The sequence below is a fragment of the Actinomadura sp. 3N407 genome, assembly GCF_052245875.1.
GTDB lineage: Bacteria > Actinomycetota > Actinomycetes > Streptosporangiales > Streptosporangiaceae > Spirillospora.
The window spans coordinates 221,737-242,655 of record NZ_JBQQBP010000014.1; the positions used below are offsets into that span (position 1 = coordinate 221,737).

Annotated in this window: 22 protein-coding genes and 1 tRNA gene; 18 read left to right on the forward strand and 5 right to left on the reverse strand. The window is 71.1% G+C overall.

The genetic code is table 11. The annotated features are described in order from the left end of the window. Positions 1-62: 62 nt before the first annotated feature. Both ACTWPP_RS31320 and ACTWPP_RS31325 read left to right on the forward strand, forming a co-directional pair. A complete protein-coding gene (locus ACTWPP_RS31320; RefSeq protein WP_443108014.1) occupies positions 63-515 on the forward strand; it encodes a GtrA family protein in 453 nt (150 codons plus the stop codon). A gap of 26 nt (positions 516-541) precedes the next feature. Further along, positions 542-1,396, forward strand: coding sequence for a sigma-70 family RNA polymerase sigma factor (locus ACTWPP_RS31325; protein ID WP_443107982.1), 855 nt, complete (start codon positions 542-544; stop codon positions 1,394-1,396). A gap of 42 nt (positions 1,397-1,438) precedes the next feature. On the opposite strand, the gene ACTWPP_RS31330 is transcribed toward ACTWPP_RS31325, so the two are convergent. Beyond that, entirely contained in the window at positions 1,439-2,308 is an 870-nt protein-coding gene (locus tag ACTWPP_RS31330) for an LLM class F420-dependent oxidoreductase (protein WP_443107983.1), read from the reverse strand. A 141-nt stretch (positions 2,309-2,449) separates the two neighbouring features. Here ACTWPP_RS31330 and ACTWPP_RS31335 point away from each other — a divergent pair, with 141 nt between their 5' ends. After that, positions 2,450-2,827, forward strand: a complete 378-nt coding sequence (locus ACTWPP_RS31335; protein WP_443107984.1) for a MerR family transcriptional regulator — start codon at positions 2,450-2,452, stop codon at positions 2,825-2,827. Positions 2,828-2,831: 4 nt separating this feature from the next. On the opposite strand, the gene ACTWPP_RS31340 is transcribed toward ACTWPP_RS31335, so the two are convergent. Then, positions 2,832-3,437 carry a TIGR03086 family metal-binding protein gene (locus ACTWPP_RS31340; RefSeq protein WP_443107986.1) on the reverse strand — a complete coding sequence of 202 codons (606 nt, stop codon included), beginning with the start codon at positions 3,435-3,437 and terminating at the stop codon, positions 2,832-2,834. A gap of 95 nt (positions 3,438-3,532) precedes the next feature. Between ACTWPP_RS31340 and ACTWPP_RS31345 the strand changes: the two genes are divergently transcribed. Next, a complete protein-coding gene (locus ACTWPP_RS31345) occupies positions 3,533-3,868 on the forward strand; it encodes a hypothetical protein (RefSeq protein ID WP_443107987.1) in 336 nt (111 codons plus the stop codon). A 28-nt stretch (positions 3,869-3,896) separates the two neighbouring features. Here ACTWPP_RS31345 and ACTWPP_RS31350 read toward each other — a convergent pair whose 3' ends face one another. After that, positions 3,897-5,168, reverse strand: a complete 1,272-nt coding sequence (locus tag ACTWPP_RS31350; protein WP_443107988.1) for an ABC transporter ATP-binding protein — start codon at positions 5,166-5,168, stop codon at positions 3,897-3,899. Positions 5,169-5,409: 241 nt separating this feature from the next. Between ACTWPP_RS31350 and dnaG the strand changes: the two genes are divergently transcribed. The 3 genes from dnaG (at position 5,410) to ACTWPP_RS31365 (ending at position 9,218) form a co-directional block, all read left to right on the forward strand. Continuing rightward, positions 5,410-7,347 (forward strand): DNA primase, encoded by a 1,938-nt coding sequence (gene dnaG, locus ACTWPP_RS31355; protein WP_443107989.1) that lies wholly within the window; start codon positions 5,410-5,412, stop codon positions 7,345-7,347. Positions 7,348-7,418: 71 nt separating this feature from the next. Continuing rightward, positions 7,419-8,564 (forward strand): RNA polymerase sigma factor RpoD, encoded by a 1,146-nt coding sequence (gene rpoD, locus ACTWPP_RS31360; RefSeq protein WP_443108015.1) that lies wholly within the window; start codon positions 7,419-7,421, stop codon positions 8,562-8,564. A gap of 189 nt (positions 8,565-8,753) precedes the next feature. Continuing rightward, positions 8,754-9,218: a YbjQ family protein gene (locus ACTWPP_RS31365; RefSeq protein ID WP_443107990.1), complete on the forward strand. Its 465-nt coding sequence runs from the start codon at positions 8,754-8,756 to the stop codon at positions 9,216-9,218. A gap of 93 nt (positions 9,219-9,311) precedes the next feature. On the opposite strand, the gene ACTWPP_RS31370 is transcribed toward ACTWPP_RS31365, so the two are convergent. Next, the gene (locus ACTWPP_RS31370; protein ID WP_443107991.1) at positions 9,312-10,553 is read right to left on the reverse strand and encodes a molecular chaperone DnaJ; all 1,242 of its coding nucleotides are present in this window, start codon (positions 10,551-10,553) and stop codon (positions 9,312-9,314) included. Between the two features lie 176 nt (positions 10,554-10,729). Here ACTWPP_RS31370 and ACTWPP_RS31375 point away from each other — a divergent pair, with 176 nt between their 5' ends. The 10 genes from ACTWPP_RS31375 to ACTWPP_RS31420 all read left to right on the forward strand — a co-directional run bounded on the left by ACTWPP_RS31375 (position 10,730) and on the right by ACTWPP_RS31420 (position 20,324). Beyond that, the gene (locus ACTWPP_RS31375; protein ID WP_443107992.1) at positions 10,730-11,305 is read left to right on the forward strand and encodes a TerD family protein; all 576 of its coding nucleotides are present in this window, start codon (positions 10,730-10,732) and stop codon (positions 11,303-11,305) included. Positions 11,306-11,411: 106 nt separating this feature from the next. After that, on the forward strand, positions 11,412-11,990 hold the full coding sequence (locus ACTWPP_RS31380) for a TerD family protein (RefSeq protein WP_443107993.1): 579 nt from the start codon (positions 11,412-11,414) through the stop codon (positions 11,988-11,990). Between the two features lie 60 nt (positions 11,991-12,050). Beyond that, positions 12,051-13,223 carry a DUF475 domain-containing protein gene (locus tag ACTWPP_RS31385; RefSeq protein WP_443107994.1) on the forward strand — a complete coding sequence of 391 codons (1,173 nt, stop codon included), beginning with the start codon at positions 12,051-12,053 and terminating at the stop codon, positions 13,221-13,223. A gap of 43 nt (positions 13,224-13,266) precedes the next feature. Continuing rightward, a complete protein-coding gene (locus tag ACTWPP_RS31390; protein WP_443107995.1) occupies positions 13,267-13,845 on the forward strand; it encodes a TerD family protein in 579 nt (192 codons plus the stop codon). 65 nt (positions 13,846-13,910) lie between these two features. Beyond that, the gene (locus ACTWPP_RS31395; protein ID WP_443107996.1) at positions 13,911-15,068 is read left to right on the forward strand and encodes an HpcH/HpaI aldolase/citrate lyase family protein; all 1,158 of its coding nucleotides are present in this window, start codon (positions 13,911-13,913) and stop codon (positions 15,066-15,068) included. Between the two features lie 32 nt (positions 15,069-15,100). Beyond that, the gene (locus ACTWPP_RS31400) at positions 15,101-16,444 is read left to right on the forward strand and encodes a phosphoribosyltransferase family protein (protein ID WP_443107997.1); all 1,344 of its coding nucleotides are present in this window, start codon (positions 15,101-15,103) and stop codon (positions 16,442-16,444) included. Continuing rightward, positions 16,441-17,553 carry a cysteine protease StiP family protein gene (locus ACTWPP_RS31405; RefSeq protein ID WP_443107998.1) on the forward strand — a complete coding sequence of 371 codons (1,113 nt, stop codon included), beginning with the start codon at positions 16,441-16,443 and terminating at the stop codon, positions 17,551-17,553. The genes ACTWPP_RS31400 and ACTWPP_RS31405 overlap by 4 nt, the downstream gene beginning before the upstream one ends. Then, on the forward strand, positions 17,550-18,356 hold the full coding sequence (locus ACTWPP_RS31410) for an HAD family hydrolase (protein WP_443107999.1): 807 nt from the start codon (positions 17,550-17,552) through the stop codon (positions 18,354-18,356). Before ACTWPP_RS31405 ends, ACTWPP_RS31410 begins: the two co-directional genes overlap by 4 nt. 136 nt (positions 18,357-18,492) lie before the next feature. Next, positions 18,493-19,812: an amylo-alpha-1,6-glucosidase gene (locus ACTWPP_RS31415; protein WP_443108000.1), complete on the forward strand. Its 1,320-nt coding sequence runs from the start codon at positions 18,493-18,495 to the stop codon at positions 19,810-19,812. Between the two features lie 17 nt (positions 19,813-19,829). Next, a complete protein-coding gene (locus ACTWPP_RS31420) occupies positions 19,830-20,324 on the forward strand; it encodes a hypothetical protein (RefSeq protein WP_443108001.1) in 495 nt (164 codons plus the stop codon). Here ACTWPP_RS31420 and ACTWPP_RS31425 read toward each other — a convergent pair. Then, positions 20,321-20,602 carry a YtxH domain-containing protein gene (locus ACTWPP_RS31425; protein WP_443108002.1) on the reverse strand — a complete coding sequence of 94 codons (282 nt, stop codon included), beginning with the start codon at positions 20,600-20,602 and terminating at the stop codon, positions 20,321-20,323. The two genes, ACTWPP_RS31420 and ACTWPP_RS31425, sit on opposite strands and share 4 nt — an antisense overlap. Before the next feature lie 142 nt (positions 20,603-20,744). Here ACTWPP_RS31425 and ACTWPP_RS31430 point away from each other — a divergent pair. Then, positions 20,745-20,817: transfer RNA gene (locus ACTWPP_RS31430), tRNA-Asn, on the forward strand. The last annotated feature ends 102 nt before the right edge of the window (positions 20,818-20,919 follow it).

The following is a 20,919-nucleotide window of genomic DNA, read 5'->3' on the forward strand; positions in this document are numbered from 1 at the left end:
TTTGGCGGGGTTGCGACATTCGCATATGTCCTACTCAGGTAAGGTCTGGGCGAGTGAGCACCATGCAGCGGTCAAGACCGGTCAAAACGGTCGGGTCCGCCCAGGCGTACCGAACATTCCTGAGTGAGCTGCTCAGCTTCGGCTTCGTGGGAGTCGTCGGCACGCTGATCATGATCCTCGGCGCCAACCTGATGCGCGCCATGCTCGGCGGCAGCCCCGTCACGAGCGTCGTCGTGCCGACCGTGGTGTCCACACTGGCCTCCTACCTGCTCAACCGGTTCTGGGTGTTCCGCCACCGCGACAGCGACGGCTCCGGCCGCGAGGTCGCGATCTTCTTCGCGCTGAACGGCGTCGGGCTGCTCATCCAGGTCCTGTGCACCGGCTTCACCTACTACACCCTCGAGCTCCACGGCGGGATCGCCTACAACGCCGGGCTGCTGGCGGGCGTCGCGTTCGGCGCCGCGTTCCGCTACTGGTCGTACAAGAAGTGGGTGTTCACCCCGGCGGCGGTGTGACCCGCCGTGATCATGGACGGCCGGGGATGAGCCGGCTCGACGACGAGTGGCCCTCGCACCGTCCCGCCGTGTTCGGCGCCGCGTACCGCATCACCGGCAGCGTCGCCGACGCCGACGACATCACCCAGGACGTGTGGCTGCGCGCCGCCGCCCGCCCGTCCCTGGACGACGTCCGCGACCTGCGCGCCTGGCTGATCACGGTCGCCGCGCGCCGCGCCTGCGACGTGCTCGGCTCCGCCCGCGCACGCCGCGTCGACTACGTCGGCCCGTGGCTGCCCGAGCCGCTGCTGACCGGCCCGGACGCCGCCGAGCCCGTGCTGATGGACGAGACGGCCGGCACCGCGATGCTGCTGGTCATGGAGGAGCTGGCGCCGCCCGAACGGGTCGCGTTCGTCCTGCGGCAGGCGTTCGACGTCCCGTACGAGCAGATCGCGGACGTGCTCGGCAGGACGCCCGCCGCGTGCCGGCAGCTCGCGTCCCGGGCCCGGCGCAGGATCGCCGCCGCGCCGCCGCGCCGTCCCGCCCCGCCGGGGGAGCGGGCGAAGGTCCTCGCGGCGTTCCGCTCCGCCTACGAGAGGCGGGACGAGGCCGCCCTGCTGGAACTGCTGGACCCGGACGCGACCTACACCACCGACGGCGGGGGCCGGGTCTTCGCCGCCCGCAAGATCATCATTGGGGCCGGCCGGGTGGCCGGCACGCTGCTGCGGGTGGGCGCCCGCGGCGGGATGCGGCTCGTCCCCGCGGAGGTCAACGGGCGGACCGAGCTGCTGGTGCACGGCCGCGGCGGGCTGGTCGCCGTCGACACCCTGGACGTCGCGGACGGCCGCGTCACCGCGTACCGCCGCGTCCTCAACCCGGACAAGCTTCCCTCGCCGCGCTGACCGCGGCCCCGCCGTGTCACGTCCCGCCGGGACGTCCCGTGCTCAGCGTCCGGCGGGGACGATCTTCTCGGTCTGCGCCAGGGCCTCGCCGAGGACGCCCGCCAGGTCCTGGCCGGTGCCCTGGGAGAAGATCGCGTGGTCGACGCCGCTCTCCGCGAGACGCCCGATGGTGTCCACGGCCTCGTCCACCGACGGCGTGCCGCCGAAGTAGCCCAGCGAGGTCTTCTCGATCTCGGCGTAGTCGCGTCCCTCGCGCTCGCAGTGCCCGCGCAGCACGTCCAGCTTGTGCGGCAGCTCGGCGCCGTCGAAGAGGTTGCACGCGTCGGCGTACCTGGCGACGAACCGCAGCGTCTTCTGCTCCCCGCCCCCGCCGATCAGGATCGGCGGACGCGGCCGCCTCAGCGCGGGCGGCGAGTTCAGCGGCCGCTCCAGCTTGAAGTGCTCACCCTCGAACGCCGACTCGTCGCCCCTCCACATCCGGTGGGCGATCCGCAGCGTCTCCTCCAGCCGCTCGAACCGCTCCGCCGTCGGCGGGAACGCGACGCCGAGCCCCCGCGACTCCTCCTCGTACCAGGCCGCGCCGATGCCCAGCCAGGCGCGTCCGCCCGACAGCACGTCCAGCGTGGTCACGGTCTTGAGCAGGATGCCGGGATGCCGGTACGTCACGCCGGTGACCATCGTCCCGAGCGTGATCCGCTCGGTCAGCGCGGCGGCGTAGGCGAGCGCGGAGTAGCTCTCCAGCATCGGTTCCTCTGGTGCGCCCACCATGCCGATCTGGAAGAAGTGGTCCATCACCCACAGCGAGTGCAGCCCCGCCTGGTCGGCCTCCCGGGCGATACGGCCGTAGACCGGGCCGATCTGCTCCGGTCCGCCGGGGAAGGTGAAGCTGGGAACCTGGAGTCCAACGCGCATGGCAAATCCTTCTCGTTCCGTGTGAGCGGGTCCACCCCGCGGTGTTCCCACTGTGCGACCTGGAGCGCGCTCCAGGTCAACCGCGGCGCCCCGGCGGCGGGCATTGACCTGGAGTGCGCTCCAGGTGAAATCCTTGGGGGCGTGAGCGCCTACTCTCCCGCCGAGACCGCCGAGAAGAGCGGCTTCAGCATCGACACGCTGCGGTACTACGAGAAGATCGGGCTGCTTCCCGACATCGCGCGGAACGCGTCGGGACGGCGCGTGTTCAGCGACGACGACCTGCAGTGGCTCGGGATGCTGCGGTGCCTGCGCGAGACCGGCATGCCGATCGCCGAGATGCTCCGGTACACCGAGCTGGCCCGCGGCGGCGACGGGACGGTGCAGGAGCGGCTGGAGCTGCTGCAGGACCACGACCGCCGGGTGGACGAGCAGATCACCAGGCTGCGCGAGCAGCAGGAGCACATCCAGTGGAAGATCCGCCTCTACAGCGGTGAGGTCTGCCGGGAGCTTTCCGCCTGACGGTTCAGGGCCAGGACGGGGAACGGCCCAGGAGCGTCAGCAGCCGGTCCTCGGGGGCCGCGCCCGCGGCCTGCCGCGGCTTCGCGCCGAACGACTCGCCGGGGCCCCGGCCGTCCTCGGGGACGAGGGCGGCGACCTTGAGGGACGCGCTGACCAGATCCTCGGCGGGCTCCCACGGGACACCGATGGTGACCGCGACGTCCCACGCGTGGACGACCAGGTCGACCAGGTGGAAACCGATCGCCAGGGAGGCCGGGAAGGCGCCGCCGTCGCGGATCTCGGGGAGGGCGAGTGCGGCGTCGAGCGGCGTTTCGGCGAAGGCCCGCGCCACCAGGTCGGCGGAGGCGCGGGAGGCGGCATGGGGATCGTCGCCCAGATCGCCGCCACGCCAGGCGGAGAGCCGGGCGCCGTCGCCCCGGGCCGCGGCGGCGAAACCCTCGTCCTGGCTGACCTGGTGGCGCAGGAGGCCGTGCAGCGTCCAGTCCGGGCAAGGCGTGGGCAGGGTCAGCGCGTCCGGCTTCACCTGCGCGACGGTGCCGAGGTAGAGATCGGCCGCCCTCCGGTCCAGGGGACGGAGGTCGGTGGTGAGAAGTTCGGTCAGCAGGTCCATGCCGCCCACGCTAGGAAGCCGAGAGGACCAAGTGAAGGTCCAAAATCGGGGAGAATGACTGAGCCGATTCTGGCGAGGCGGCGGGGGGACGAACCGTGGATCTTCATGTGAGCCTGATGGGACGCCGGGATCTCGCCGGGCAGATCTACCGGCAGCTGCGCGCCGCGATCCTGGACGGACGGCTCCGCGCGGGGCTGCCCGACGTGCGGCTGTTCCCGTACGAGTCGTGGCGGCGGATCACGGCGGGGGCGCTGCGGCCGTCGGCGCTCGGCGACCCCGCGTCCGCGGGCGACCCGGCGGGACTGCCCGCGCTGTCGGAGTTCGCCGTGACCGGGCCGCCGGTCCGGGGCCTGGTCTTCGGCTACGGCGCCGTCACGCCGCCCGAGATCGGCGAAGGGCTCCGCAGGCTGCGCCGGTTCGTCGATGGTTGAGGGGCGGGGCCGCCGCGGGGCCGCCGGTCTACCGGTGGACGGGCGTGGCGCGGTGCCCGTCCTCGCCGAAGAACAGGACGCGGCTCAGGTCGACCCTCAGCGCGACGTGGTCGCCGCGGTCCGGGCGGTTGCCGGGCGAGATGCGGAACACCAGGTCGGAGCGGCGGTGGTGGCCGGCGTGCTCCTCGACCGGCTCCTCGTAGGTCGGCCGGCCGAGCATCGACCGCAGCCGGTCGCGCAGGCCGGGACGCTCGGGCTCGACGGTCTGGGGCGGCCGCGGCCGTCCCACCTCGGTCGCGTCGATGGTGGGGATGCCCGCCTCGGCGTAGGCGAGCCACTCGTGCCCGTGGAACTCCAGCGCGCGGACCTGGCCGGACAGGACGGTCCCGTGCGGAGCCGGCGCGCCCGGCGCGATCGGCATCAGCGTGTCCGGGCGGATCCCCACGATCACGGTCTGGCCGTGGTGGCTGATCAGCGACGACGCCCGGGGATCGTTCCACGGGACGCTCAGCCGCTGCGGCCCGAAGTCGAGCAGCAGTCCCTCGCCTTCGACGGCCCACAGGGTGGCGTGCAGGAGGTTGATCGGCGGTGAGCTGAGGAACGCGGCCACGAACACCGTCGCGGGGTCCTCGTAGATCTGCTCGGGGTTCCCGACGTCCTCCAGCACGCCGTCCCGCAGCACGGCCATCCGGTCGGCCATCGTCATGGCCTCGACCTGGTCGTGCGTGACGTAGACGGTGGTGGTGCCGGTGGAGCGCACCAGCGCGGCGATCTCGACGCGCAGTTCGGTGCGCAGCCCCGCGTCCAGGCTGGACAGCGGCTCGTCCATCAGGAACAGCGACGGCTCGCGGATCAGTGCCCGCCCGATCGCGGCCCGCTGCCGCTGGCCGCCCGACAGCGTCCGCGGCAGCCGGTCGATCATGGTGTTGATGCCGAGTGCGCGCGCCAGCTCGACGACCTTGGCGCTGGCCTCGGCGCGGTCGTCGCCCGACACCTCCAGGGGGAACATCATGTTGCCCTTGACCGTGCGGTGCGGGTAGAGCGCGCCCTCCTGGAAGACCATCGCCACGTTCCGCTCGCGCGGCGGCAGCTCGTTGGCGACCGATCCGTTGAGCCACAGGTCGCCGCCGGTGATCTCCTCCAGCCCGGCGATCATGCGCAGGATCGTGGACTTGCCGCACCCGGACGGCCCGAGCAGGACGAACAGCTCGCCCTCGTTAATGCGCAAACGGACATTCCGGACGGCGATCTGCCCGCCCGGATACACCTTGTCGACGCCGTCGAGCACAACATCCGTCATCCGGTCCGCCTGGGTGTGAGCAAAATCTCGATTTGTCATCACATCGCGTGATGGCTCGGGTTGTCCAGAGTAAAACCGGTGTTACCGACCGCCGATCCGGCCGAGTCCGGCCATGGGACGCGGAATTTCGGTCACCGCAGGAGGATCCCGGCTCCGCGGCGTCCGGGCCGGTGGACCCTGACCCAGGCCGGTTCGGGTGCGGGGCGCCGGATGTCCGGGTACCGCCGTAGACTCCTTCGTCGTGGCAGGCCGTATTCGCAATGAGGACATCGCACTCGTGCGGGAGCGCTCGTCCATCGCCGACGTGATCGGCGATTACCTGCAGCTTCGCAGCGCGGGCGGCGGCAACCTCAAAGGCCTGTGCCCGTTCCACGACGAGAAGTCGCCGTCGTTCAACGTGACGCCGTCGCGCGGGCTGTACTTCTGCTTCGGCTGCGAGGCGGGCGGCGACGTCATCAAGTTCGTCCAGGAGATGGAGCACCTGCCGTTCTCCGAGGCGGTGGAGCGGCTCGCCGCGCAGGCCGGCGTCCAGCTGCGCTACGAGGACGGCGGCGGGCGCGGCCCCCGGCAGGACGGCGGGCAGCGCGGACGGCTGATCGAGGCGCACAAGGCCGCCGCCGAGTTCTACGCCGAGCAGCTGAACTCCCCCGAAGGGTCGATCGGCCGCAAGTTCCTGTCCGAGCGCGGCTTCGAGGCCGCCGACGCCGCCCATTTCGGCGTGGGGTTCGCGCCCCGCGAATGGGAGGGCCTGGTCAGGCATCTGCGCGGACGCGGCTTCGCCGACCGCGACATCATCGCCGGCGGGCTCGCCAAAGAGGGGCGGCGCGGCCCGATGGACCGGTTCCGCGGCCGGCTGATGTGGCCGATCCGCGACCTGAGCGGCGACGTGATCGGGTTCGGCGCCCGCAGGCTCTACGAGGACGACGACGGCCCCAAGTACCTGAACACCCCCGAATCGCCGCTCTTCCACAAGGGCTCGGTGCTGTACGGGGCCGACCTGGCGAAGAAGGAGATCGCGCGGCGGCGGCAGGCCGTGGTGGTCGAGGGCTACACCGACGTGATGGCCTGCCACCTGGCGGGCGTCCCGACGGCGATCGCGACCTCCGGGACGGCGTTCGGCGACGAGCACATCAAGGTGCTGCGCCGGCTGCTGATGGACCAGGACGAGTTCCGCGGCGAGGTGATCTTCACCTTCGACGGCGACGCGGCCGGGCGCAAGGCGGCGCTGCGCGCGTTCGACGACGAGCAGAAGTTCGTCTCGCAGACGTTCGTGGCCATCCAGCCGGACGGGCTCGACCCGTGCGACCTGCGGATCCGGCACGGCGACGCGGCGGTGCGCGACCTGGTCGCCTCCCGGCTGCCGCTGTTCGAGTTCGCGGTGCGCAGCGCGATCGAGCAGCACGACCTCGACACCGTGGAGGGGCGGCTGAGCGCGCTGGACGCCGCGGCCCCGGTGGTCGCCGCCATCAAGGACCGGTCGCGCCGGCACATGTACGCGGTCAACCTGGACCGCTGGCTCGGCATCATGGACGAGCAGTTCGTGCTGCGCCGCGTCCGCGAGCTGGCGGCCCGCAAGCACGGCCGCTCCCAGGGCGGCAACGGCCGCGCGGGAAACGGCCGCGCCGGCGACGGGCGCGCCGGCGACGGGCGCGCCGAGAACGGACAGGACGGCGTGGCGGTCCCCGACCGGCCCGCGTTCGACCCGAACGATCCCGAGGTGCAGCGGGAGCGGGAACTGCTGAAACTGGCAGTCCAGCGCCCGGCGGTGCTCGGGCCGGTGTTCGACGAGGTCCCGGCCGAGGCGTTCATCGCGCCGCCGCACGCCGCGGTGCGCGCGGTCATCGAGGCGGCGGGCGGCGTGATGGCCGCGGGCGGTGTCGCCGAATGGGTCGCCGGCCTTCTGGAGCTGGCACCGAACGACCAGGTCAGAGACCTGATCACGAAACTCGGTGTGGAGCCGACCCGGTCCGCCCAGGAATCGGATGACCGTTATGCCATCGAACTGCTCGCCCGAATACAGGAACGCCAGCTCACACGCATGATCGCCGATGCCAAATCTAAACTCGGGCGGCTGAATCCGGTCGAGGCCCCCGAGGAGTACCACCGGCTCTTCGGCGATCTTGTCGCACTTGAGCAGCAGAGACGGGTGTTGCGGGAGCGAGGGCTTGGATCACAGTAAGTCAAGAGACCGCAAAATGGGTCCTGTGATCTAGGCCCGGTTTGACGCAGACTGTCCCCGTGGGCCCTTCGGTGCTGCCAAGCGAGGCGCCATCGGTTGATCAGGTGGCGGACCTCGTCGCACGTGGCAGAGAACGCGGCGGTGTGACCGTCGAGGACGTCGCTGCCGCGCTCGATCGCTCGGACTTGCCGGACGACTCCCTGGAAAGGGTCGTCCGGATGCTCGCAGAGCAGGGGGTGGAGGTTCTCGAGTCTCAGCAGGAGACCGAGGACGTCACGCGAGCGGATGAGGGTGACCTCGGCAAGCGGGCGCCGACGAGCGACCTGGTTCGGATCTACCTGAGAGAGATCGGTCGCGTACCGCTACTCACGGCAGAAGATGAAGTAGAACTCGCGAAATCGATCGAGGCGGGACTGTTCGCCGAGGAGAAGATGGCGCGTACCGCCGTCCTCGCCCGCGGCGAACTCCTCGACCTCGAACTGCTCTCCCGCGAGGGTGCGCGGGCGAAGCAACGCCTGATCGAGGCCAACCTGCGCCTGGTGGTCTCGATCGCGAAACGCTACGTGGGCCGGGGAATGCTCTTCCTCGACCTGATTCAGGAGGGAAATCTCGGACTGATCCGTGCGGTCGAGAAATTCGACTACACCAAGGGGTTCAAGTTCTCGACCTATGCCACCTGGTGGATCCGGCAGGCGATCACCCGGGCGATCGCCGACCAGGCCAGGACCATCAGGATCCCGGTGCACATGGTCGAGACGATCAACAAGCTGGTCCGGGTGCAGCGGCAGATGCACCAGGACTTCGGCCGTGAACCCACCCCCGAGGAGATCGGACTGGAGATGGGCCTGTCGCCCGTCCGGGTCATCGAGATCCAGCGGATCGCGCAGGAACCGGTCTCGCTGCAGTCGCCGATCGGCGAGGAAGACTCCGATCTCGGCGACTTCATCGAGGACGCGGACGCCGTCGTGCCGATCGAGGCCGCGGCGTTCATCCTTCTGCAGGATCAGCTGGAGGACATCCTGGGCACGCTGTCGGAACGGGAGCAGCGCATCATCCAGCTGCGCTTCGGCCTGACCGATGGCCATCCGCGCACTCTGGAGGAGGTCGGCAGGGAGTTCGGCGTGACGAGGGAACGGATCCGCCAGATCGAGTCGAAGACCCTGGCGAAGCTGCGCCACCCGTCACGCGCCCAGATGCTCAAGGAGTACCTCGAGTGAACGCCGGCCCCTGACGGGACCGGCCTGAGAGGCGAGCACGCCGCATGGCGACCGCCCTCCCGGCCGCGCCGCCGGGAGGGCGGTCGCATGCCGGCGGACGCGGCCGCGGCGAGTCCGGCTTCGGCGGGACTGCGCCTTGTGTCGGCATTGCGTCGCAATTCGTCCGGCACGTCATCTACCGTTGTGGTCATGCTGATCGTGACGACTGATGGCGTGGCGGGGTACGAGATCAGGAGCGTGCTCGGGGAGGTCCTCGGGACGGCCGTCCAGGCCGGCCAGAGCGGTGCGCCGCAGCCCGGGCACGACGGGAGCAGCGCCACCTTCCGGGTGACGGGGGAGCAGCCGTCGTCCGGCCTCGCCGCGGCCCGCCGCGAGGCGGTGGACCGGCTGCGCGAGGAGGCGCGCCACAAGGGCGCGAACACGGTGGTCGGCATGCGTTTCGACACCGCCGCGGTCGGCGGCGGCGTCGAGGTCTGCGCGTACGGCACGGCCGTCTGGGCGGAGCCCGCGCAGCAGTCCCGCGACCAGGTGCCCCAGCACCAGCCGCACCCCCAGCAGCAGGGCCAGATGCCGCCCTACGGCGACCCGCAGGCGGGCGGCCCCCCGATGGTCGCGCGCAACCTCACGATGGGCCTGCAGGACCGCCCTCGATGACCCCGCGCTGCGCGGGTCCTCCCCGCCGCCGCCATGAACGCGGCCTCCTCAGCCGACGGACCGGCCGCGCACCGACCGCCGAGGGCACCGCGATCAGCCCGCTCGTTCGGCGCGGATGCGGGTGACCACGTCGCCGGCGGCGGTCTTGATGGATTCGAGTTCCTGCAGGTAGGCCCAGTAGTCCGGGTGGGCGCCGGTGAGGCGGTTCGGCGCGTTCTCCAGGCGCTCGACGAGCGAGTCGAGCACCCGGACGTGCTGGGGTGCGGGTCCGCCCGGCTGGGCCATCGCGAGGCGCTGCGCGTCCCGCACCGCGAACCTGACGCTCTCGACCGGCGCCGTCGGGTCGGCGGCGACGGCGTTCAGCTCCTCGACCCGCCCGGTGACCTGCCCGGCGCGCCGGTCGGCGGCGTTCAGCTCGGCGCGGGCGGCGGTGAGCGCCTGCTGCGCCTGCTTCCACTCGGTGCGGGCGGTGTGCGCGGACGCCTCGTTCAGCCGCTCGCGCGCCCGGGTCGTGGCCGCCTCGATCGACTCCGGCGCGCCCTTCAGGTCCTGCCAGCACGCCTGCGAGTAGTTGCGCAGCAGGACCCGCATGGCCTCCCTGACCGGCCCCACGCGGTTCGCGACGACGTCCACACGGGTCCGGACGGAGGCGAGCGAGTTGCGGACCTTCTGCGCCATCTGCGGCAGCTCGGCGGCGGCCTCCCGCGCCCGCTCGGCGATCTCGCTGACCTCGTCGGCCTTGCGCATCGCCCCGTCCAGCCCGAACCCGCCGAGCCCCTGGGAGCCGAGCTGCGCCAGAATCTGCTTGGCCTGGGCCAGCTCGGCCTCCGGGTCGGAGGCGTCCATCCCGGCCTCCACGGCGGCGGCCACGGCGGCGTCGGCGGCGATGACGGCGTCGCGTGCGGCCGTCAGCCGGGGCGGGAGCTGGTCGAGGGCGGCCTCCAGCCGGGACATCCGCTGGGAGAGCTTTTCGGCGAACCCGTTCAGGTTCCGGGTGAGCTCGTGCAGCCGCTCGGTGGTCGCCACGAACGCGCGCCGCGCCGCGTCGTACTCGGCCGGTGACCGGTCCTGGTCATCCAGGTCGTGCGAGTCCAGGACGGAGATGTACGCGTGGGCGGCGGCGTCGGCGGCCTCGGCCAGCCCGGTGAACTCGCGCCGGACCGGTTCCGCGGCCTTGGCGTCCAGATCCTCGAACACGGTCACGCGGCCGTCGATGTACTTCTGCGCTTGGTCCATGTCGTAGAAGGCGGTCGACGCCGCCTCCCTGGCCTCGATGGCACCGGCCGCCGCCTGCGCCCCCCGGCCCCGGCGCCGCTGGTCGCCCGCTCCCCGCAACGCAGCCTCCCTTCGTCCCTGCCCAGTCTGGCGCAGATGGGCCTGGTTTTGCGCGGTGGGCACGGGTCTCGTGCAATGCGTCCGCCGAGGATGGAACGGATAGCATCGCTGCAACGTCGATAAGTCTGGGCGCCGGGCCGGTGTCCGATACGGCATGCGATCATGGAGGACCTACCGTGGGTGTCAGTCTCAGCAAGGGCGGCAACGTCTCGCTCACCAAGCAGGCACCGGGGCTGACCGCGGTGACGGTCGGTCTTGGCTGGGACCTGCGCACCACCACGGGAACCGGCTTCGACCTGGACGCCTCCGCCATGGTGCTGGACGCCTCCGGCAAGATCATCACCGATCAGCACTTCGTGTTCTTCAACAACCTCCGCACGCCGGACGGCGCGGTCGCGCACAGCGGCGACAACACCACCGGCGCCGGCGAGGGCGACGACGAGCAGCTCCAGGTCAACTTCGGCGCGATGCCGGCCACCGCCGAGCGGGTGGCCTTCGCCGTGTCGATCTACGACGGCGACAACCGCGGCCAGAACTTCGGGCAGGTCCGCAACGCCTACATCCGCGTGCTGAACCAGGGCGACGGCTCGGAGATGGCGCGCTACGACCTGTCCGAGGACGCGTCCATGGAGACCGCGATGGTTTTCGGTGAGCTGTACCGTTCCGGGGCGGAATGGAAATTCCGCGCGGTCGGTCAGGGTTATGCCTCAGGTCTGGCCGGCATCGCCATGGACTTCGGCGTCAACCTCTGACGCCCGCGCGGATGCGGTCCCCGCAGGTTCCGGTCACCGCGGGCACAGGTCTCAGTAGGATCCTCAGCCAAGGATCAGGCTTCACAGGGAAGGGAGTGGCCCGGACATGGGAGTATCACTCGCCAAGGGCGGCAACGTCTCACTGACGAAGGCCGCGCCCAACCTCACCGCGGTCACCGTCGGGCTCGGCTGGGACGTCCGCGCCACCACCGGCGCCGACTTCGACCTGGACGCGTCCGCGCTGATGCTCGCCGGAACGGGCAAGGTCATGTCCGACCAGCACTTCGTGTTCTTCAACAACCTGAAGAGCCCGGACGGCTCGGTCGAGCACACCGGCGACAACCTGACCGGTGAGGGCGAGGGCGACGACGAGTCCATCAACGTCGAGCTCAACGGGGTGCCGGCCGAGTGCGAGCGCATCGTGTTCCCCGTCTCGATCTACGACGCCGACAACCGGCAGCAGAGCTTCGGCCAGGTCCGCAACGCCTTCATCCGGATCGTCAACCGGACCGACGGCAACGAGTTGGCACGCTTCGACCTCACCGAGGACGCCTCCACGGAGACGGCCATGGTGTTCGGGGAGCTCTACCGGCACAGCGGCGAATGGAAGTTCAGGGCGGTCGGCCAGGGGTATGCCTCGGGTTTGGCCGGCATCGCGATGGACTTCGGCGTGAACGTCGGCTGAGGCCGGCTCCCCGCATCCCGGCCGCCACGTCCGGCCGTCCTCTCTAGCAGAAATACGCGCATGATTCTTCGCACCTTCGGATGGTCCTTCGGCGTCACGGCCGCTGGTCTGGTCCTCGCCCTGCTCTACGGCGGGCCGGCCGGGCTGGCCCTGGTCGCCGTGCTGGCCGTCCTCGAGATCTCTCTGTCGTTCGACAACGCCGTTGTCAACGCCAAGGTGCTCGACCGGATGAGCCCCTTCTGGCAGAAGATCTTCCTGACGATCGGCATCGCGATCGCGGTGTTCGGCATGCGGCTGGTCTTCCCGCTGCTGATCGTGGGGATCACCGCTCGGCTGGGTCCCGTCGAGGCGTTCGACCTGGCGCTCAACGACTCGGATCGCTACCACGAGCTGATGAACGACGCCTATCCGACGATCGCGGCGTTCGGCGGCATGTTCCTGTTGATGCTGTTCCTGAACTTCGTGTTCGAGGAGCGCGCCGACAAGTGGCTGCCGTGGCTGGAGCGGCCGCTCGCCCGCATCGGCAGGCTGGACCAGCTGGCCGTGGTGGTCGCGGGCGGCGCGCTGTCGTTCGTGTCGTGGCTGGCCGCCGACGACCCGGGCACCGTCATGATCGCCGGCGTGCTCGGCATGGTGACCTACATCCTGGTCAACGGGCTCGGCGAGCTGTTCTCCGAGGTGGCCGAACCCGGCGAGGACGAGGAGTCCGAGGAGGCCGGCGTGGACGGCGGCACGGCGACCGCGCGGCAGGCCCTGCAGGAGGCGACGCGGGACGGCGAGCGGGGACGCGGCGGGCCGAGCCGGCTGGCACTGGCCACCGGCAAGGCCGGGTTCTTCCTCTTCCTGTACCTGGAGGTGCTGGACGCCTCGTTCAGCTTCGACGGCGTCATCGGCGCGTTCGCGATCAGCACCGACCCGATCGTCATCGCGCTGGGCCTCGGCATCGGCGCCATGTACATCCGTTCGCTGACGGTGTTCCTGGTCCGCAAGGGCACGCTGCACGAGTACGTGTACCTGGAGCACGGCGCGCACTGGGCGATCGGGGCCCTCGCGGTCTGCATGCTGATCAGCATCGGCCACCACGTCCCCGAGTGGATCACCGGCGGGCTCGGAGCCGGCCTGATCATCGCCGCGTTCGCCAGTTCCATCCTCCGCAACCGGGGGACGGACGGGGAACCGTCCGAGGAGCCGTCCGGGGAGGGCGACAAGGAGCTCCACTCCAGCAAGGTCTGACCTTCCACCTCGCGACAGCATCGATCATCAAAGGAGCCGAACGATGTCAATCTCGCTGCAGAAGGGCCAGAAGGTCTCGCTGGCCAAACCCGGAGGGGGAACGCTCTCCCGGGTCAGAATGGGTCTCGGCTGGGACGCCGTCGCCAAGAAGGGCCTGTTCGGCAAGAGCAAGACCCAGAACATCGACCTGGACGCGTCCTGCCTGCTGTTCGACGGCAGCGGGAACCTCGCCGACCAGGTGTGGTTCCGGCAGCTGCGCAGCAAGGACGGTTCGGTCCTGCACACCGGCGACAACCTGACCGGTGAGGGCGAGGGTGACGACGAGGTCATCAACGTCGACCTGCAGGGCGTCCCGTCCAACGTCACCCAGCTGGTGTTCACGGTGAACTCCTTCACCGGCCAGGACTTCTCGCAGATCGAGAACGCGTTCTGCCGGCTGGTGGACGAGAGCACCGGGCAGGAGATCGCGCGCTACGACCTGAGCGGCACCGGGCAGCACAACGCGCAGATCATGGCGAAGGTGTCGCGGGACGGCGACGGCTGGTCGATGACGGCGATCGGCGCGACCGCGACGGGCCGCACGTTCCAGCATCTGCTGCCGGCAGTGTCGGCGCACCTGTGAGACGGGGTCCCGGCCGGGTGACCCGGTGCCCGATCTCATGACACGGCGCGTCTGACGGGGCGTCCATGCGGCATTTCGACCACATCGACGCCGCGCGTCGCAAGCTCCTGTTCCACCGGCACCCGCGGCCGTTCGACCGGCACGACGATCCGGCGGTGCTGGCCGTGGCGATGGGGGCGACGCTGTACAGCCCGTCCACCCGGCCCGCCATCGCCGACGACGTCGAGCGGGCGGCGCGCCGCGGCGTGATGAGCATGGTCCTGTGCCTGGAGGACGCGATCGGTGACGACGAGGTCGCGGCCGGGGAGTCGAACCTGGTGGGGCAGCTGCGGGCGCTGTTTGAACGCGGCACGGACGTGCCGCTGCTGTTCGTCCGGGTCCGCGACGCCGGGCAGATCGGCGACCTGGTCGACCGGCTCGGTGACGCCGCCGCGCTGGTCACCGGGTTCGTGCTGCCGAAGTTCACGGCCGCGTCGGGCGGCGCGTTCCTGGACGCGCTGGAGGACGCGGCCACCCGGACCGGTCTGCGGCTGCTGGCGATGCCGGTGATCGAAAGCCCGGAGGCGGTGTACGCCGAGTCCCGGACGGAAATGCTGCACGATGTGGCGCGGCTTCTCGCCAAGCACCGGCCGCGGGTCCTGGCCGTCCGGATCGGGGCGACGGACATGTCCGCGGCGTACGGGCTGCGCCGCCCGCCGGACCTGACGATCTACGACATCCGGCCCGTCGCGGGCGTGATCTGCGACGTGGTCAACATCCTCGGCCGGGCCGACGGCACCGGTTATGTGGTGACCGGGCCGGTGTGGGAGTACTTCTCGGCTGGTGAGCGGATGTTCAAGCCGCAGCTGCGGCAGTCGCCGTTCGAGGCGCAGCGGGCGGCGCCGCTGCGGCAGCGCCTGATCACGTCCGATCTGGACGGGCTGATCCGCGAGGTGCACCTGGACAAGGCGAACGGCCTCATCGGCAAGACGGTGATACATCCGAGCCATGTGGCGGCCGTGCACGCCCTGTCGGTGGTGACGCACGAGGAGTACTGCGACGCGGCCGACATTCTCGGTGTCTCCGGGGGAGGGGCCATGGCCAGTGCGTACGCCAACAAGATGAACGAGGCCAAGCCGCACCGCGCGTGGGCGCAGCGGCTGATGCTGCGCGCCCGGGTGTTCGGGGTTGCGGCGGAGGGCGTCACGTTCGTCGAGCTGCTGGAAGCGGCGGGCAGCCGGTGACGGCCTTCCCGCCCGGCTGGCCCGGTTCTTGGGTGGCGTCGCGTCTGGGGGTGCGGCTCACGGACGGCCGGCGTCCGGTGGGCGTCGGGCTCTCGGATCTCGTCGGGCTGGCCGTGCGGCGTAATCCGCGCCGTGCGCATTTGCTGGTCTCGGCGGTGCAGGGCAAGCACGTGCCGACCGACCCGCGGCTCGTGTACGGGTCGGGGCTCCTGCTGGGGGAGCTTGTGCGCGCGTGCCTGCGCGGTGAGGAGCCGTCCCAGCCGGGGTCTCTTCTCGCTGATGCCTTGCTGGGCGTGCCGGGGCGGGCGGCGGGACTGCGCGACCTTCTGCGCGAGCCACAGACCCCCGTGGACGCCATCGTCCTGGGTTACGCGGAGACCGCCACGGCCCTGGGGCATTCGGTGGCGGACGCTCTGGGAAGCGCCTACTACCTGCACTCCACACGCCGTCCAGTCGCGGGCTTCGCCATGTACGGAGGGTTCGAAGAGGAGCACAGTCACGCCACGAGCCACCTGCTGCTTCCCGCCGACTCCGCCGCCCTCGACCGTGACGTGCCGATGGTGCTGGTCGACGATGAACTCTCCACCGGCCGGACCGTGCTGAACACCATCGCGGCCCTCCACGCCGTCCGTCCCAGGGGCCAGTACGTCCTCGCCGCCCTGGTCGACTTGCGCGGCCCCGCCGACCGGGCCCGGATGGACGATCTCGCCGCCCGCCTGGGAACCCGCATAGACGCCGTGGCACTCGCCGGGGGGCACGTCGACCTTCCCGAAGACATCCTGGAGACGGGGAAGGCGCTCGTCGCCGACCTTTCCGCCCGTGCCACGCCCCCGGACGAGCCGGCGGCCACGTTCGCGGTGTCCCGGCTGCGCCTGGAGTGGCCCACCGGGCTGCCCGACGGAGGACGCCACGGGTTCCTGCCCGAGCACCGGGCCCGGCTGGAGAAGGACCTGGCGCGGATGGCCGACGCGCTGGCGTCCGGACTCGGCGACGGGGCCTCCCGCGTCCTCGTCCTGGGGTTCGAGGAGCTGATGTACACGCCGCTGCGGATCGCCGAGGCGCTCGCCGACGCGCTGCCGGGCGTGGACGTCCGCTACTCGACGACGACCCGTTCGCCGGTGCTCGCCGTCGACGACCCCGGCTACGCGATCAGGACGCGCCTGGCCTTCCAGTCGCACGACGACCCCGCGGACGGGCCGGGGGAGCGGTACGCCTACAACGTCTCCCCGCCGTCAGACCGGAACGGCTTCGACAGGATCGCGTTCGTGGTGGACGACATAGGCGACACCTCCGCTCTCGCCGGTGGGCTGCTGCAGCGGCTGCGCACCCTCGCGCCGGTCCAGGTCGCGGCGGTCCCCGCCAGGAGGGCCATGTGAAACCGCTGCAAGGGCCGACCTTCGGCAGCTACCCGGCCGAGGACGTCACCTGGCTGCTCAAGGACCTCTCGCAGGTGCGGCTCGAAGCGCCGACCGAGGAGCGTGAGGCGGCGATCCAGGCGGGCCGGGCCCACTACGCCGAGTCCCTGCCGGTCGAGTACCAGCCGGGCCCCGAATACCGGCGGCTGTTCCACCGGGCGCTGGAGACGTCGGCCGAGCGGATCGCGTACGCGACCGGGCTGGTCACCGAGATGATCCTCGCCGAGCGCGGCCCGGAGGCGGTCCTGGTGTCGCTGGCCCGCGCCGGGACGCCCGTCGGGATCCTGATGCGGCGCTGGGCCCGGTACGCGCACGGCCTGAACCCGCCGCACTACGCGGTCAGCATCGTCCGGGCGCGCGGCATCGACACCGTGGCCCTGCGGTACCTCGCCGAGCACCACGACCCGGCGACGGTGATGTTCGTGGACGGCTGGACGGGCAAGGGCGCGATCACGCGGGAACTGACCGGCGCGCTCGCCTCACACCCGTTCCCCGCCGACCTCGCGGTGCTGGCCGACCCGGGACGCTGCACGTCCCTGTTCGGGACGCGCGACGACTTCCTGATCCCCTCCGCCTGCCTCAACTCGACCGTGTCCGGGCTGGTGAGCCGCACCGTCCTGAACGCCGACCTGATCGGCCCCGGAGACTTCCACGGCGCGAAGTTCTACGCAGACCTCGCCGGCGACGACGTGTCCGCCGTGTTCCTCGACACCGTGTGCGCCCGGTTCGGGGACGTCGCCGAACGGGTCGCGAAGGACCTGCCGGACCTCCGCGCCGCCGACCGCACCCCCGACTGGTCGGGCTGGGAGGCCGTCCGCCGCTGCGCCGACGCCGACGGGATCGACGACCTGAACCTCGTCAAGCCCGGGATCGGGGAGACCACCCGGGTGCTGCTGCGCCGCGTCCCGTGGAAGGTGCTCGTCCGGGCCGACGCCGGTCCCGAGGTGTCGCACATCAGGCTGCTCGCCGGCGAACGCGGCGTGCCCGTCATCGACGTCGAACCGGACCGGTTCCCCTACGCCTGCATGGGATTCATCCACCCCCGGTTCGGCAAGGGAGCCGTCCAGTGACCGTCCTCGTGTGCGCCGACCTCGACCGTACGCACATCTACTCCGCCGCCGCGTTCGCCCTGGACGGGCCCGACGAGACGATGCCGCGCCTACTGTGCGTGGAGTTCTACCAGGGCGCCCCGCTCTCCTACATGACCGAGGCATCCGCGCGCACGCTGGAGGCCCTCTCAACGGCCGCGGCGTTCGTCCCCACGACGACACGCACACCAGAGCAGTACCGGCGCGTCCACCTGCTGGAGAAACCGGCCGAATACGCCATCACCGCGAACGGCGGGCACCTCCTCGTGGACGGCGTGGACGACCCGGAATGGGCCGCGTCCGTACGGACACGCGTCGCCGACGGGTGCGCGCCGCTCGCGGAGATCCAGGAACACCTCGTCCAGACCAGCGGCGACTTCGTCCTCAAACGGCGCAACGCGTCCGGCCTGTTCGCCTACACGGTCGTCGACCGGGCCTCGCTGCCGTCCGGATGGGTGGACGACCTCACCGGATGGTGCGCAGAACGCGGCTGGCGGACGTCCCTGCAAGGCCGCAAGGTCTACTGCCTCCCCGCGGGCCTGACCAAGGCCGCCGCCGCGGCGGAGGTCGCCCACCGGACGGGCGCGTCCACCATGCTCGCCGCCGGCGACTCGCTCCTGGACATCGAACTCCTCGAAGCCGCCGAACTGTCCATCCGCCCCGCCCACGGTGAACTCCACGACACCGGCTGGACGTCCCCGGACACGGCCGTCACCGCCTCACGCGGCATCCTCGCCGGGCAGGAGATCGCGGACTGGCTGCTGGAACGCGCGACCGCCCCCTAGACCGGCCACCGCGAAAAATCACGGCGCGGCCCTGGAGACCGTTGACAACCGACGCACCACAGGGGGTCGCAGCGGCCGCGTTCTGCGGTCACAATCACCGTGAGCCCCTCTCCCAGGAGGAGGACACCCTGAACACATGAGCTCCCGTCTGACCGGCGACGAGACCGCGCTGTGGAAAGCCGCGGCCAGGGTCCTCGATGCGAACTGGACCGGGACGGCCACCGCGGCGTCGCCCGGCCTCTACCCGCACCAGTGGAGCTGGGACTCCGCGTTCATCAGCATGGGCCTCGCCCGCCACCGCCACGACCGCGCCGAAGCCGAACTGCTCTCCCTGTTCCGCGGCCAATGGGCCGACGGCATGCTCCCCCACATCGTTTTCAACACCAGCCTCGCCCGGCACGCGTACTTCCCCGGCCCCGAACTGTGGCGCAGCGAACACCAGCCGGACGCGCCCCGCGGCGTCCACACCTCCGGCCTCACCCAGCCGCCGCTGCACGCCCTCGCCGCCCTCCGCCTCCACGAATGCGCCACCGACGGAGACGGCAGCCGCGCCTTCCTCACCCGGCTGTACCCCATGCTGACCGCCCAGCACCGCTACCTCGCCCACGCCCGCGACCTCGACTCCAGCGGCCTGATCGCGATCTGCCACCCATGGGAATCGGGCCTGGACAACAGCCCCGCCTGGGACCGGCCCCTCGGCGCCCTCCAGCTCCCGCCCTCCGCGTACGCGCCCGCACAACGCGTCCACACGCTGCCGACCGGCGAAGACTACGACCGCTACGTCCGCCTCGTCGCCCTCATGCGCGAAGCCGGCTACCAGCCCCGCTACCTCCGCGAAGCGCACCCGTTCGCCGTCGAAGACCCCCTCGTCAACGCCACCTACCTGGCCTCCACCCACGCCCTCGCCGAAATCTCCGAAATCGTCGGCGCCGACCCCGCCCCCCACCGCGAACGCGCACAACGCATCCACTGCGCCATCCTCGACCGGCTCTGGGACCCCGAAACCGGCTGCTTCCGCGCCCGCGACCTGCGCGACGACCGCCACCTGCCCGTCGTCACCATCGGCGCGTTCGGCCCGCTCCTCGACCCCGAACTGCCCGCCCCGATCGTCCGCAGCCTCGTCGACCTGCTGCTGTCCGCCCGATTCGCCGGCGCCGCCGGATACCCCGTCCCCACCTGCGACATCCAGGCGCCCGCGTTCGACCGCGGCGGCTACTGGCGCGGCCCCACCTGGATCAGCACCAACTGGCTCATCTGGTACGGCGCACTCGGACACGGCCTCCCCGTCGTCGCGGACCTGCTCTACGGCTCCACCATGCGGCTCGTCCGCCAATCCGGATTCCGCGAATTCTTCGACCCCTTCGACGGCACCGGACGCGGCAGCCACGACTACGCCTGGTCGGCGGCGCTCGTCCTCGACCTGCTCGGAGCCCGCCGCGCCCCCCAGGCCGCCTGATCGCCTACCGTGGAGGCATGCGCCTACGCCGTGGTTCCCTGCCGTCAGCGGTCCGCGACGCACTCGCGCTGCAACGCGGCGAACGCGTCCTCGCCGCCGCCCCCACCCGCGGCGGCTCCCACGTCACCGCCACCACGGCCGCCCTCCACCTCCCGACACCCGAAAGCGGATTCACCCGCATCCCCTGGGAACGCGTCGACCACGCCACCTGGAACGACGGATGGCTCCACGTCCAGGAGACGTCCACCGGCACCGAACACCACGTCCGGCTCACCGACCCCGGCTCCGTCCCCGAAACCGTCCGCGAACGCGTCACCGCCACCATCGCCGTCAGCCACCAAGCCGCCCTACCCGGCGGCGGGAAAGTCCGCATCGCCGGCCGGCGCCCCACCGGAGGCGGCGACGTACGCTGGACCTTCGTCTTCGAAGCAGGACTCGACCCCGCCGACCCGAGCCTGCGGGCCCAGGCCGAACAGGTCCTCGAAGATCTGCGCCGCCAGACCGGCCTCTAACCGGGGTACACCTGCGGGGGCTGCTCCTCAGAAGAAGCCTTGTGCCGCCCCGGAACCTGCTCCGGCACCCGATCCTTCAGATGACCGGCCTTCCCGCGCGCCGTCCCGGCGAACTCCTCGCCCTTCGCCCGCAGCCTGCCCGCGGTCTCCTGGACGTTCGGATTCTCCGACACCTGCTGCGACAGCCTCTTGATCTGCTCGTACCGCTCACGGCCCGCCTTCGTCCCGAGGACGTAGCCGATCGCGGCCCCTGCCATGAACATCATGCGAGTCTTCATGCCCAACTCCTGCCGACGGCGGATTCGTGCCAACCCCATACCCGCCAGCGCCGACCCAACCCATAACCGTGCGCGAGCAGCCCCGGACATGCGCTAACCTAGGGGCGCCGACAGGGGCCCCACAGCCCCACCGGACGAACGATCCCGCGTAGCTCAATCGGCAGAGCAGCCGGCTGTTAACCGGCAGGTTACTGGTTCGAGTCCAGTCGCGGGAGCTTCTTTTGTGCTAAGAAGTTGCAGGTCAGGCCCCGTCCGATCGTGTCGGAACAGGACCTTCCCTGCCTCTGTCTGACCAACTGCCTGACCAAGAGCGTCTT